Raw genomic sequence first — 13,497 nt, forward strand, 5'->3', positions numbered from 1 at the left:
GCGCCCAAACAATGCTATACTGGGCTTAAAGTTACCGTTGGTAGCCGATGGACTTGTTACAGAGAGGTAACGGATGTGGTTCCGTTACCTCTTTTTTACAAAGAGCGAAAGAGGTTTTTATGATGCATCATGCTTTTTCCCGCCGTCAGTTTTTGAAGGTCGGCGGTGCAGCAGCCCTTTCCACCGCTGCTGCCGGGCTGCTGAGCAGCTGCGGCGGCTCCTCTGCGGGCGGCACTGCCGCAACCGGCGACAGCACCACCTACACCGTACTGTATGCCCGTCAGCCCGCCTCCCTGAACTACCTGATCTGCTCTGCCGACCCGGACCTGTACCACGGCACCCACTGCGTAGACACGCTGGTGGAGTACGACAGCCGCGGCAAGATCCGCGAAGGTCTTGCCACCAGCTGGGAGTGGGACGCCGACACCCTGACATGGACTTTCCACCTGCGGGACGAGAACTGGGTGGACTATACCGGCGCAGTGCTGGGCCCCGTGACCGCGCAGGACTTTGTGGACGCGCTGGCTTATCTGCTGGACCCGGACTACGCTTCCGGCACTGCCAGCCTTGTCACCCCCTATGTGGCCGGGGCTGAGGACTACTATAACTACTGCGTCTGGCGCAACAACGCCAACAACGGCACCGTAGCCGAGGACGGCACCACCTACACCATCGACGCCGCAGGCACCGTCACCGTGACCGCCGCCGATGGCAGCACCACCACCTGCCCTGCCGTGGATTTTTCCTCCGTGGGCGTTTGTGCCGTGGACGAGCACACCCTGACCTATACCTTGAACTACGACTTCCCGGGCTTTTTGAGCCTTCTGAACTACGCCCCCTTCGAGCCCGCCTACGGCCCCATGCTGGCAGAGCTGGGCGACCAGTTCTGCACCAGCGCCGAGACCGCCTGCAACTGCGGTGCGTTCTATCTGGCGGAGTACACCCCGCTGGAAAACTGGGTGATGAAGAAAAACCCCGAAAACTACGATAAGGACAACGTGTACATCGACACCATCCGCTACATCTACAATCAGGAGGCGCTCATCAGCGGCCCGGAGATGGTGCGGCGCGGCGAGATCGACCAGGCCACCATCAGCTCGGACATTCTGGACAGCTGGCTGGCGGACGATACCACCAAGGACATGGTGTCCATGGAGCGCCCGGAGACCGGCAAGAGCTACTTCTATTTCTTCAACTTCCTGCCCTACGCCCACCAGTTCCCCAACTGGAACACCACCGGCGTGGACGCCCAGTACCAGCCGGACAACTGGGCCAAGGCGGTGAACAGCACCAACTTCCGCAAGGCGTTCCTCTACGCCATCAACCCCGCCGTCACGCTGGCGGTCACTGCGCCGGAAGGGTACGAGAACTACAAGCTGCACACCATCACCCCGCCCTCCTTCTGCGCAAACAGCAAGGGCGTGGACTACACCGAATGCGGTGCGCTTGCCAAGGTGACCGGCCACTTCAACGAAGCCACCGCCAAGCAGTACCGTGACGCCGCCGTGCAGGAACTGACCGCTGCGGGGGCTACCTTCCCCATCAAGGTACAGTACCCCTACAACCCCGCCGTGGTGGACTGGGACAAGCAGTGTCAGGTGTTCAAACAGCAGGTGGAGGGCGTACTGAACGATGGCTTCGACTTTGTGGAGATCATCATCACGCAGGGGCCGTCCGATAACTTCCTGAATGCAGTGCGCCGCGCGGGTGCCTATGAGTTCATGTCCTACTACTGGGGCGCGGACTACTCCGACCCCGAGACCGAGGTGTACCCCTTCTATCAGGAGGCGGGCGACCGGGGCACCTGCTACGCCTTTCTGCGCACCGGCGTGGAGGACGGCATCATCACCGGCGAGACCGCCGACTATGTCATGACCTACATGGACATGGTGGAAAAGGCCAAGGCCATCACTGCCGACCTTGACGCTCGGTACGCTGCCTTTGCCGATGCCGAAGCGTACCTCATCGAGAATGCGCTGGTCATCCCGCTTAGCCTGCCGGTGCCGCCCTACATCGCCACCCGGTTGAACCTGTGGGAGGGGCAGTACGCCCCCACCGGCTTTTCCACCAACCGTCTCAAGGGCATCCATATCCTTGACCATTACGTCTCCATGGACGAGTATAACCACAACCGGGATGCACGGTAAGGGCTAGAAAAAAGAGAGGTGCACACCATGGTGCAATATCTTGCAAAGCGCATCGGGCGCTCGGTGCTGACGCTGTTTATCATCGTGACTCTGGTGTTCTGCCTGCTGCGGCTCATGCCGGTGGAGGGCTACTTTGCAAACTACGAAAAAATGTCCGAGGCGCAAATTCAGGCCGGGCTGCAGGCTATGGGACTTTTAGACCCCCTGCCGGTGCAGGTGGGGCGCTTTTGGAGAAACGCTTTGCACGGCGACCTTGGCGTGAGCCATATCTATAAGGTAAACGCTCCGGTCACCCAGATCTTAGCCCAGAAGCTGCCCATCTCCGTACAGATGGGCGTGCTGGCCATGCTGCTCAGCCTTGTGCTGGGCATTCCGCTGGGGCTTATCATGGGGCAGTACAAGGGACGCTGGCCGGACAAGCTGGGTACGGCGCTTATCGTGCTCATTCAGGCTGTGCCCGCTGCAGTGTACTTTTTGTACATCCAGATGTATGGTACGGCGGCGGTGGGCGTGGGGCTGCTTTTCAACGCCGCAAACTGGCGCTACTGGGTGCTGCCGGTGTGCAGCATGAGCCTTGCAAACCTTGCTTTTTACGCCATGTGGCTGCGCCGCTACATGGTGGACGAAAGCAACAAGGACTACGTCCGTCTTGCCCGCGCCAAGGGCGTGTGCGGGCGGGATATCGCGCTGCACCATGTGTTCCGCAACGCTATGGTGCCGCTGGTGCAGTATATCCCCTCGGCGTTTCTCAATACGGTGGTGGGTTCCATCTATATCGAGAGCCTGTACAGCATTCCCGGCATGGGCGGGCTGCTGGTCACCTGTGTGCAGCGCCACGACAACACCATGGTGCAGGGCATCGTGCTGCTGTACGCCTGTGTGGGCATCGTGGGGCTGATTCTGGGCGATATCCTGATGGTGCTCATTGACCCCCGCATCAATTTTGGCAAGAAGGAAGGTGGCCGCTGATGTTCAAACGCGCGTGTTCCCGTCAGCTGGAAACGCAGCTGAACACCCTGCAAAAGGACGGCCCCGCCGCGTGGGCTGCCCTGCCGGAGGAGGAGCTTTTCACCCCCGCCGGGTTCAGCAGCCAGCAGGCGGAAGCCACTGCCAGCACCAGTTACAGCTACTGGGGCAGCACCTTCCGTGCCTTTTTCAAAAATAAGCTTGCCGTGGCGCTGCTGGCAGCGCTGGCGGCGGTGGTGGTGTTCGCCTTTGCGCAGCCGCTGCTGCCCGGGCAGGCAGACCCAAACCTTTGCGCTGTAGACCCCGCCACCGGCATCCAGTACCGCAACATCGCCCCGGGGCAGCAGGGCTTTCTCTGGGGTTCCAACTCCATCGGGCAGGACCTGTGGGCGCGCATCTGGGCGGGGGCGCGCACCAGCCTGACCATCGCCTTTTTCGTGGCGGTCATCGAAGCTGCCGTGGGCATTACCGCCGGTGTGCTGTGGGGCTATGTGCGCGGGCTGGACTTTGTGTTCACCGAGCTGTACAACATCTTCGATAACATCCCCACCGCCATCGTGCTCATCCTTATCTCCTATGTGGCTACCCCCAGCATCTGGACGATGATCCTTGGTATGTCTATCAAGGGCTGGATCGAGATGGCGCGGTTCATCCGCAACCAGATCTTAATTATCCGCGACCGGGACTATAACGTCGCCTCCCGCTGCATCGGCACGCCCACTTTGCGCATCGTGCTGCGCAACCTGCTGCCGTATCTGGTTTCGGTCATCATGCTGCGCATGGCGCTTACCATCCCGGAAGCCATCGGCAACGAGGTGTTCATCACCTACATCGGCCTTGGGCTCTCGGTGGAAACGCCCTCTCTGGGCAATCTGGTGAACGATGGCCGCAAGGTGATGATGCAGGCAGGACTGCGGTACCAGCTGCTCTACCCCACCCTGATTTTAAGCTTTGTCACCATCGCCTTTTACCTGATCGGCAACGCCTTCTCGGACGCCGCCGACCCCAAGAACCATCTGCAGTAAGGAGGAAGCCATGACCCAAGACCCCATCCTCTCGGTGCGCGGCTTGCAGATCCGGTTCGGGCTGCGCGGGCGCACCCTGCACGCCATCCGGGACATCGACCTCGACCTTTACCGGGGCGAGGTGCTGGCTCTTGTGGGCGAGAGCGGCTCCGGCAAAAGCGTGTTCACCAAGAGCTTTATGGGCCTGCTGGACGCGAACGGCAGCATCACCGGCGGCAGCATCGACTACTACCCCACCCCCGGCTGCGTCCCGCTGCACCTTGCGGCGCTCAAGACCGAAAAAGAGTGGCTTGCCGTCCGTGGGCGGGAGATCGCCATGGTGATGCAGGACCCCATGACCAGCCTGAACCCGCTTAAGACCATCGGCGAGCAGATCACCGAGGCCGTCACCCTGCATCAGGGCTTAAAGGGCGCTGCTGCGCGGGAAAAGACGCTGGAATACCTGCGGGACGTGGGCATCCCGGACCCCGCGCTGCGGTACAAGCAGTACCCCCACGAATTCTCCGGCGGAATGCGGCAGCGGGTGGTTATTGCCATTGCGCTGGCGTGCAACCCGAAAATTCTGCTCTGCGATGAGCCCACCACCGCGCTGGATGTGACCATTCAGGCGCAGATTTTGCAGCTGCTGCGGCAGATGCGGGCAAAGTACCACCTGACAATCGTGCTCATCACCCACGACCTTGGCGTGGTGGCAAACCTTGCCGACCGGGTGGCGGTGATGTACGCAGGCGACATCGTGGAGATCGGCACGGCGGACGAAATCTACTACGACCCCCGCCACCCCTACACATGGGCGCTGCTGTCCAGTATGCCCCAGATGGGCGTGAAGGGCGAGGATCTGTTCAGTATCCCGGGCACGCCGCCCAACCTGTTTGCCGAGATCCGCGGCGATGCCTTTGCGCCCCGCAACCCGCAGGCGCTGAAGATCGATTTTGTCAAGCGGCCGCCCTACTTTGCAGTGTCGCCCACCCACAAAGCGCGCACATGGCTGCTGGATCCCCGCGCACCCCACATCGAGCCGCCCGCTGCGGTGAAAAAGCTGCAAAAGGAGGGGCTGTGATATGGCAGAGCCGTTACTGGAAGTAAAAAATTTACAGGTGACCTACGGCAGCGGGCGCAAAGCCTATTCTGCGGTGCAGAACGCCAGTTTCACCATCTATAAAGGCGAGACCTTCGGTCTTGTGGGCGAGAGCGGCTCCGGCAAGACCACCATCGGCCGCGCCATTCTGCGTATCCTGCCCACCACCGGCGGCGAGATTTTATACAAAGGTCAGCGCATCAACGGCAAAATTTCCCGTGCGCTGGATAAGCAGCTCACGCGCGAAATTCAGATGATCTTTCAGGACCCGCAATCCTCCCTGAACGAGCGCGCCAAGGTAAGCTACATCGTAGGCGAGGGTTTGCAGAACGTGCGCCCGGAGCTTACCGCCGCGCAGCGGGAGGAGAAGGTGCGGCAGGCGCTGTTGGACGTGGGTCTGCTGCCGGAGTTTGCTTCCCGCTTCCCCCACGAATTTTCCGGCGGGCAGCGCCAGCGCATCGGCATTGCCCGGGCGCTGATCGTAGAGCCGGAGTTCATCGTGGCAGACGAGCCTATCAGTGCACTGGATATGTCCATCCGGGCGCAGGTGCTCAACCTGCTGCGCCAGCTGCAAAAACAGCACGGCATCACCTACCTGTTCATCGCCCACGACCTTTCGGTGATGCGCTATATTTCCGACCGCATTGCCGTCATCCGCAAGGGCAATATCCTGGAGCTTGCGGACGCCGAGGAGCTGGTCTCCCACCCGCTGCACCCCTACACCCGCAGCCTGCTTTCTGCCATCCCCATGCCGGACCCGCGCCGGGAGCGGGAGAAGCAGCTGCTGGTGTACGACCCCGCCATGCACGATTACACCGCCGCGCCCCCCGCGTGGCGCCAGCTGCGCCCGCAGCACTGGGTGCTGTGCAATGACGCAGAAGCGGCGCAGTGGCTCGCTGGAAGCGGGACGAACTGACAGAACAAAACCGGGCAGCCCGCGGGCTGTCCGGTTTTTGCATTTGTTTAACTTACTCTTCCGCTCTCTACCGAGAAGCTCACATCCGCTGCAGCCATAGTGGACTTGCGGTGGGATACCAGCAGCACCGTGCGGTCCTTGCACTCGGCGCGGACGGCGCGCAGGATGATGCCCTCGTTCAGGCTGTCAAGGTTGGAGGTAGGCTCGTCCAGCAGCAAAAAGGGGGCATCGTGCAAAAATGCCCGCGCCACGCCGATGCGCTGCCGCTCGCCGCCGGAAAGGGTGCCGCCCAGCTCGCCCACAGGGGTGTCGTAGCCCTTGGGCAGGCTGCGGATAAAGTCATCCAGCGCAGCCTTTTTGCAGGCGGCTTCCACTTCTTCCTGCGCAGCATCGCGCTTTGCGATGCGGATGTTGTTGCCGATGGTATCCGCAAACAGCTCGGTCTCCTGCGTCACAAGGCTTTCCTGTGCGCGCAGGGCGGCGGTGTTCACCCGCCGGATGTCCTCTGCGCCGAACCGGATGCTGCCAGTCTGCACGTCCCAGAAGCGCATCAACAGCCGCAGCAGGGTGCTTTTGCCGCTGCCGGAGCGTCCGGTGATGCCCACGATCTTTTTTTCCGGGATGGTCAGGCTGATCTCCCGCAGCACCTGCTCCCCCGCGTAGCCAAAGCTGACATTGCGCACCTCGGCACCCGCAAAGGGAGTGTTTTCGCCGTCGGTCACCTCGGGGGTCACCGGTGCTTCGTCCAGCAGCGCCAGCACGCGGTCTGCGCTGGCAAATACCTGCGTCAGCCCTGCGCCAAGGTTCGCCAGCGCCACCACCGGCCCAAAGGAGCTGAGGGCGGTCAGGGTGCACACCAGCACCCCCTGCGCCGCCAGTTCACCGCGCTGGTACAGCCACAGGCTCACGCCCAGCACCGCCAGCGTGGTAAACAGGATCAGGGTGTTGGTCACGGCAACAATAAGCCCCTCGCGGTACTTCAGCGCCGTCTGCTTTGCGCCCAGCGTCTCGCTGTGGGCGGTGATACCCGCCGCCCGGGCGGCGGTGTCCTGATACTGCAGGGTATCCCGCAGGCCGCGCAGGCTTTCCAGCACATAACTGTTGGTATCGGCCAGCGCCTGCCGGTATTCCCGGGCAACGGCCTGTCCGCGCTTTGCGCTCCACACCGGCAGCGCCGCGCCCACCAGCAGATAACCCGCCAGCAGCGCCAGCGCGGGCAGGATGTGCCAGTGCGCGGTAAAGGCGGTCATGCCCGCCGCCCAGAGCACGGCAATGCATACCGGCGAGATGGTGTGGGCGTAGAACACTTCCAGCGCTTCGATGTCGGCGGTGATGAGGGAGATCAGGTCGCCCCGGTCGCGGCCTTCCAGCTTTGCGGGGGTCAGGCGGCGCAGTGCGCCGAACACCTTATCCCGGATGAGCGCCAGCAGCCGGAAGGCGATATAGTGGTTGGACGCCTGCTCCGCATAGCGCAGCACGCCGCGCAGCAGGGCAAACACCAGAATGCACCCAAAGGCCGTGCCCACGGTGGGCAGCGGGCTTTGCAGCCCGGCAGCGGTCAGGATGGCAAAGCCGCCGAAAATGGTGATGAAGGTAGCGCAGAAGTGCCCCGCCACGCCCATAACGATGGCTGCCGCCATGATGGGCAGCATGGGCTTTACCAGCACGATCAGCCGCGCCACAATGGCGGCAGGCGTGCGATGGTTCGTTGTTTTATGCATCAGGCATCCTCCTTTGCAAGGGTTTCCAGCTGCTTCTGGGCAGTGTACAGGCGGCAGTAAGCGCCCCCCTGCGCCAGCAGCTGCGCGTGGGTGCCCTGCTCGGCAATGCCGCCGTTTTCCGGCACATAGATGCAGTCGCTGTCCACCACGTTTGCCAGCCGGTGGGAGATCAGGATCACCGTCTTTTTTCCCGCCAGACCCCGGATGGCCGCCATGATGTCGTTCTCGCTCTCGGCGTCCACATTGGAGGTAGCTTCATCAAAGAGGTAGATGGGGGTATCGTGCAGCAAAGCGCGCGCCATGGCAAGGCGCTGCCGCTGCCCGCCGGAAAGGTTGCTGCCGCCCTCGTGCACGGCGGTCTGCAAGCCGTTCTGGCTGCGGCAGAAGTCCGCAAGGTTCACCTCTTCCAGCGCCGCCCAGAGCTCGCTCTCCGCCGCCTGCGGCTTTGCCATGCGCAGGTTGTTTTCCACCGTGCCTTTAAAAATGGTGGAATCATGGGGCACAACGGTCAGCGTGCGCTGCCGCGCAGACTGCTGCAGCTGCTGCACCGGCACGCCGCCCATGGTCACCTGCCCGGTATACCCGGTGCAGCGCCCCGCCAGCAGGGCGGCGATGGTACTTTTGCCGCTGCCGGAAGCACCCACCAGCGAGACAAAGCTGCCCTGCGGCACGGTAAAGGAAACGTCTTTCAGCACGGTGCGGCCGGTCTCGTAGCCAAAGGTCACATCTTCCAGCGCCAGCGTGGTATCCGCCGGGGCGCTCTGTGCGCCGTCCTGTGGCTCTTCTGCCGCCAGCAGACGGAAAATTTTCTCTGCCGAAGCTGCACCGTTCATGGCAATGTGGAAGTAGCTGCCCAGCAGCCGCAGCGGCAGGAAAAAGTCTGCCGCCAGCAGCAAAATGGTCAAGGTGGCGGTCAGTTCCAGCTGCCCAGCAGCAAAGGCTGCCACGGCGCTGATGATGCCCAGCCCTGCGCCGCCGTAGGCCATCAGGTCCATCAGGGTGACCGAGTTCAGCTGCATGGTCAGCACCCGCATGGTGATTTTGCGGAAGCGTTCGGCTTCGGCGTTCATCTGCTCGTGCTTCCAGCCGTCGGCCTGATAAATTTTCAGGGTGGTCAGCCCCTGAATATTCTCCAGAAAGCTGTCGCCCAGCGTGGTGTACTCGCTCCAGTAGCTTGCCAGCAGCTTTTTGGCAAACTTCTGCACCGCCACGATGGACATGGGGATCAGCGGCACACAGCACAGCAGAATGACCGCTGACCGCGCGTGCACCCCCACCAGCAGCGCAAACAGGGTGACGGGTGCCAGCAGGCTGTAAAACAGCTGGGGCAAATATTTTGCAAAGTAGGTGTCGATCTGCTCCACGCCCTCGCTGGCCAGCATGACCACCTCGCTGGTAGCCACCGTGGCGGTATAGCCGGGGCCAAGGCGGGTAAGTTTTTCATAAATTTTGCTGCGCAGGGTGCGCTTGACGTCCCGCGATGCCTGATCGCTCATGCCGGAGGCCAGCATAGTAAAGGCAAAGCGCAGCGGCACCATGCCAAGGCAGAGCAGGATATTCTGCCGCAGTGCGGCAGCGGTCAGGCTGCCCGCAAAAGCCGCCCCCACCAGCCGTGCGACCGCCCGGACAAAGATGATATTACACACCAGCCCCAGCCACTGGAACGCCACGTTTGCTCCCACATACCGCAGCGCCGCCCGGTCGAAGGACAGCAGTTTTTTGTTTATCATGGGTGTTTCTCCTCTTCCCCTTCCACCATCCGCTCATAGTCGGCGGTAAAAAGGCGCTGGGGCAGGGCGCTGGTCATGGCAAGGGCGGCGTTCCACTTTTCCTCGTCTGTCAGCTCCCCGCTCACCGGCGGGAAGTGCGCCAGAATGGCGTCCAGCTCCTGCTGCACCCGCTTTGCCACCCAGATGCCGCGGTCGGTCAGGTAAATTTTACCGTAGTACTCCTTTACGATCATGCCCTGCTCCATGAGCAGGTTCAAAATGCGCACCACCGAGGGTTTTGTCACCCCCAGCTTTTCCGCAATGCTGCGGGAGCTGATGTCCAGATGGGTGCGGCTTACCTCGTAGATAGCCAGCAGATAGCGCAGATGCGCTGCGGTCAGCTGCATACCGGTCACTCTCCTTTTTACGCGCCGGGGTCTGCCCGGTGTTATCATAAGCTAACTTTATTTTACTTAAAAAAGGAGCGCGAGCCGAGAGTTTCAGCCCGCGCTCCTTGCGGTTCAGTGTTTAGTGGCAGCCCTTGCAGTGGCTGCAATCGCCACCGCAGCTGCAGCCGCCGCCGTGCTTATGGGTGTGCCATACGACCCAGCCCAGCGCGCCGAATACCAGCGCTGCCACGATGATGGTGGGCAGATTAAAGTTTGTTGCAATAAATTCCATCATACAGCATACACCCTTTCGTTTCTATCAGATGCGGGAAGTATCCAGCTTTACTTCGTTGTTGTTTGCGTACTTGTTGGGGCGCACCATCAGGTAGATAAACGCTGCCAGCACCACAACAGCCACCACGGTGAACAGGCCGAAGTGCACCTCGCCGGTGATAAGGCCGCCCAGCTGATACACCACCAGCGCAGAGCAGTAAGCCAGAGCACACATGTAACCAATGGCGATGGCCGTCCACTTGCCGTTATTCATCTCGCGCTTGATGGCGCCCATAGCAGCGAAGCAGGGAGCGCACAGCAGGTTGAAGATCATGAAGGCGTAAGCCGACAGAGCGGTGTAGTCCTTCGCAACAGCAGCCCAGATCTCGTCGCCGTTCTCAGACAGCTCGCCGCCGAAGTGATACAGAACACCGAAGGTACCAACCACGTTCTCCTTTGCAATCAGGCCGGAGACGGAAGCGACGGTTGCACGCCAGTTGCCGAAGCCCAGAGGTGCAAAGATCCATGCGACCTTGGTAGCGATAGCAGCCAGCACGGAGTTGTCCTGATCCTCGACCATACCGAAGGCACCATTCTCGAAGCCGAAGCCCTGCATAAACCACAGCACAACGGTAGCGAGCAAAATCACAGAGCCTGCACGCTTGATGAAGGACCAGCCGCGCTCCCAGGTTGCCCGCAGCACGTTGCCCCATGCAGGCACATGGTAGGCGGGCAGCTCCATCACGAAGGGAGCGGGATCACCTGCGAAGAGCTTGGTCTTTTTCAGCATGATGCCGGAGCAGATGATGGCTGCCATGCCGATGAAGTAGGCAGACACTGCCACCAGCGAAGAACCGCCGAACAGTGCACCGGCGATCAGGCCGATGATGGGCATCTTTGCGCCGCAGGGGATAAAGCAGGTGGTCATGATGGTCATGCGGCGGTCACGCTCGTTCTCGATGGTACGGCTTGCCATAACGCCCGGCACGCCGCAGCCGGTGCCCACCAGCACCGGGATGAAGCTCTTGCCGGAAAGGCCGAACTTGCGGAAGATACGGTCCATGATAAAGGCCACGCGGGACATATAGCCCACGTCCTCCAGGATAGACAGCAGGAAGAACAGCACCAGCATCTGGGGCACAAAGCCCAGCACCGCGCCCACACCGGCCACGATGCCGTCCATGATCAGGCCGTACAGCCAGCCCGCCACGCCGATGCTCTCCAAAAAGCCGCCCAGCGCGTTCGGCACGATCTCACCGAACAGGACATCGTTGGTCCAGTCGGTGGCAAAGGTACCGATGGCCCAGCCGCCGTCCGCAATGGAGGTGCCCATGGACAGGGAGTACATCAGGTACATCACCACTGCAAAGATGGGCAGTGCCAGCACACGGTTGGTAACGATCCGGTCGATCTTATCGGAAACGGTCAGATGCTCCACGCGGGCCTTCTTCTTGACAGCCTTGCCCACCACGGTGTTGATGTATGCATAGCGCTGGTTGGTGATGATGCTCTCGGCGTCGTCGTCCATCTCGGTTTCGCAGTCCCGGATGTGCTCGTCGATGTGATCCACCAGTGCCTTGTCGAGCTTCAGTTCTGCCAGCACCTTGTCGTCGCGCTCGAACAGTTTGACAGCGTACCAGCGCAGGAAGCGGTCATCCACCTTGCCCTGAATGGACTCTTCGATGTGGGCAATGGCGTGCTCCACGCTGCCGGTGAACACATGGGGCAGCTCGCCGGTCTTGGCGGCCTTGGCAGCTGCCACCGCAGCCTTTGCGGCGGCCTCGGTGCCCTCGCCCTTCAGTGCGCTGATCTCCACAGCCTGACAGCCCAGCTCTGCGCTCAGCTTCTTCAGGTCGATCTTATCGCCGTTCTTGCGCACCAGATCGATCATGTTCACAGCCATGACCACCGGGATGCCCAGCTCGATGAGCTGGGTGGTCAGGTAGAGGTTGCGCTCGATGTTGGTGCCGTCGATGATGTTCAGGATGGCGTCGGGCTTCTCCTTTACAAGGTAAGTACGGGAGACAACTTCCTCCAGCGTGTAGGGGGACAGCGAGTAGATGCCGGGCAGATCCTGAATGATCACGTCCTTATCGCCCTTGAGTTTGCCTTCCTTTTTTTCCACAGTAACGCCGGGCCAGTTGCCCACGTACTGGTTGGAGCCGGTCAGGTTGTTGAACAGGGTCGTTTTGCCGCAGTTCGGGTTGCCGGCCAGTGCAATTTTAATGCTCATTGCGGATACCTTTCCTCCCTTTGGTCTTATCAGACCACTTCGATCATCTCAGCGTCGGCCTTGCGCACGCTCAGCTCGTAGTTGCGCACGGTCAGCTCCATGGGGTCGCCCAGCGGTGCCACCTTGCGCACATAGATCTGCACCCCCTTGGTGATGCCCATATCCATGATGCGGCGCTTCACCGGGCCTTCGCCGTGCAGCCGTGCCACGGTGGCGGTCTCGCCCACCTTTACGTCTTTCAGTGTTTTCATCGTACTCGTTCCTCCCTTGCAGTATTTCATGCAGCACCGGGAAGGCGCTGCTCAGGACACCATGATGCGGCTTGCCATGGTCTTATCCAGTGCCAGACGGCTCTGCTTGACCTGCACGATCAGGTTGCCCGCGATCTCGTTGACCACGGTCACCTCGCTGCCAACCACGAACCCCAGCTCGGCCAGATGCAGCCGCACCTCGTCCTTGCCGCTGATTCTGCGGATGGTGACAGTCTCGCCTGCTTTTGTCATCGTCAAAGGCATCATCGCTGTGCTCCCCTTCCCTTGAAAAATATGTGATGCTGCGGTGGTTAGTCAGCCGTAACTATCAGCGTAGATAGTTTACCTCTGCTAACCAAGCTTGTCAATAGATTTTTCACATCTCATAGTTAGTTTATATGAACAAACAAATTTTATGCCGGAACCGGCCTGCATTTTTATCAAAATCATCAATGACTAACTCCATTTTTTGAAATAAAGTTATCCAATGTTTACATTTTTAGGGAGTGTTTTGCGGTTTTATAGGGCAGGGTGACGGAGAAAAACCCTCTCAGGCGCTAACGCGCTAAACTCCCCCGGTCACGGCTATCGCCGTGCCAGCCCCCTCTGGGATGGGACCCTTGGCATGGCGGTACACTTCCCGGCTCAAGCGCAAAGTGTGCGGGCGTGCTCGCTCCCCCTTGGGGGAGCTGTCGCGCAGCGACTGAGGGGCTTTTAATGGAGAAGCGAAAAAAGCGTTAAAGCGATAGCGCCGACTGGCGCAGCGCTAGCTTTTTTGTGCTTCGACTT

The 13,497-nt window shown here is 60.8% G+C and carries 12 protein-coding genes; 5 read left to right on the top strand and 7 right to left on the bottom strand.

Going from position 1 to position 13,497, the window contains the following annotated elements:
• Positions 1–119: 119 nt before the first annotated feature.
• The 5 genes from WMO20_RS13590 to WMO20_RS13610 are packed head-to-tail and all read left to right on the top strand — an operon-like array spanning position 120 to position 6,132.
• The gene (locus WMO20_RS13590) at positions 120–2,147 is read left to right on the top strand and encodes an ABC transporter substrate-binding protein (RefSeq protein ID WP_349187210.1); all 2,028 of its coding nucleotides are present in this window, start codon (positions 120–122) and stop codon (positions 2,145–2,147) included.
• A gap of 27 nt (positions 2,148–2,174) precedes the next feature.
• Entirely contained in the window at positions 2,175–3,116 is a 942-nt protein-coding gene (locus WMO20_RS13595) for an ABC transporter permease (protein ID WP_316539434.1), read from the top strand.
• Positions 3,116–4,138, top strand: a complete 1,023-nt coding sequence (locus WMO20_RS13600) for an ABC transporter permease (RefSeq protein WP_349187212.1) — start codon at positions 3,116–3,118, stop codon at positions 4,136–4,138. The genes WMO20_RS13595 and WMO20_RS13600 overlap by 1 nt, the downstream gene beginning before the upstream one ends.
• A gap of 10 nt (positions 4,139–4,148) precedes the next feature.
• Entirely contained in the window at positions 4,149–5,198 is a 1,050-nt protein-coding gene (locus WMO20_RS13605; protein ID WP_316539432.1) for an ABC transporter ATP-binding protein, read from the top strand.
• Position 5,199: 1 nt separating this feature from the next.
• A complete protein-coding gene (locus WMO20_RS13610) occupies positions 5,200–6,132 on the top strand; it encodes an ATP-binding cassette domain-containing protein (protein WP_349187214.1) in 933 nt (310 codons plus the stop codon).
• Positions 6,133–6,179: 47 nt separating this feature from the next.
• Here WMO20_RS13610 and WMO20_RS13615 read toward each other — a convergent pair whose 3' ends face one another.
• From WMO20_RS13615 to WMO20_RS13645, 7 genes are all read right to left on the bottom strand, one after another.
• Positions 6,180–7,853, bottom strand: a complete 1,674-nt coding sequence (locus tag WMO20_RS13615; RefSeq protein ID WP_349187215.1) for an amino acid ABC transporter ATP-binding/permease protein — start codon at positions 7,851–7,853, stop codon at positions 6,180–6,182.
• Positions 7,853–9,583, bottom strand: coding sequence for an ABC transporter ATP-binding protein/permease (locus WMO20_RS13620; RefSeq protein WP_349187216.1), 1,731 nt, complete (start codon positions 9,581–9,583; stop codon positions 7,853–7,855). The genes WMO20_RS13615 and WMO20_RS13620 overlap by 1 nt, the downstream gene beginning before the upstream one ends.
• On the bottom strand, positions 9,580–9,969 hold the full coding sequence (locus tag WMO20_RS13625; RefSeq protein WP_349187218.1) for a metal-dependent transcriptional regulator: 390 nt from the start codon (positions 9,967–9,969) through the stop codon (positions 9,580–9,582). The genes WMO20_RS13620 and WMO20_RS13625 overlap by 4 nt, the downstream gene beginning before the upstream one ends.
• 121 nt (positions 9,970–10,090) lie before the next feature.
• Positions 10,091–10,246, bottom strand: coding sequence for a FeoB-associated Cys-rich membrane protein (locus WMO20_RS13630; protein ID WP_005927399.1), 156 nt, complete (start codon positions 10,244–10,246; stop codon positions 10,091–10,093).
• Between the two features lie 24 nt (positions 10,247–10,270).
• Entirely contained in the window at positions 10,271–12,457 is a 2,187-nt protein-coding gene (feoB, locus tag WMO20_RS13635; RefSeq protein ID WP_349187219.1) for a ferrous iron transport protein B, read from the bottom strand.
• 29 nt (positions 12,458–12,486) lie between these two features.
• Positions 12,487–12,708 carry a FeoA family protein gene (locus tag WMO20_RS13640; RefSeq protein ID WP_005927392.1) on the bottom strand — a complete coding sequence of 74 codons (222 nt, stop codon included), beginning with the start codon at positions 12,706–12,708 and terminating at the stop codon, positions 12,487–12,489.
• A 51-nt stretch (positions 12,709–12,759) separates the two neighbouring features.
• On the bottom strand, positions 12,760–12,975 hold the full coding sequence (locus WMO20_RS13645; protein ID WP_112090590.1) for a FeoA family protein: 216 nt from the start codon (positions 12,973–12,975) through the stop codon (positions 12,760–12,762).
• Positions 12,976–13,497 lie beyond the last annotated feature (522 nt).

It is taken from the genome of Faecalibacterium intestinale (assembly GCF_040096575.1).
GTDB classification, from domain to species: Bacteria; Bacillota; Clostridia; order Oscillospirales; family Ruminococcaceae; genus Faecalibacterium; species Faecalibacterium intestinale.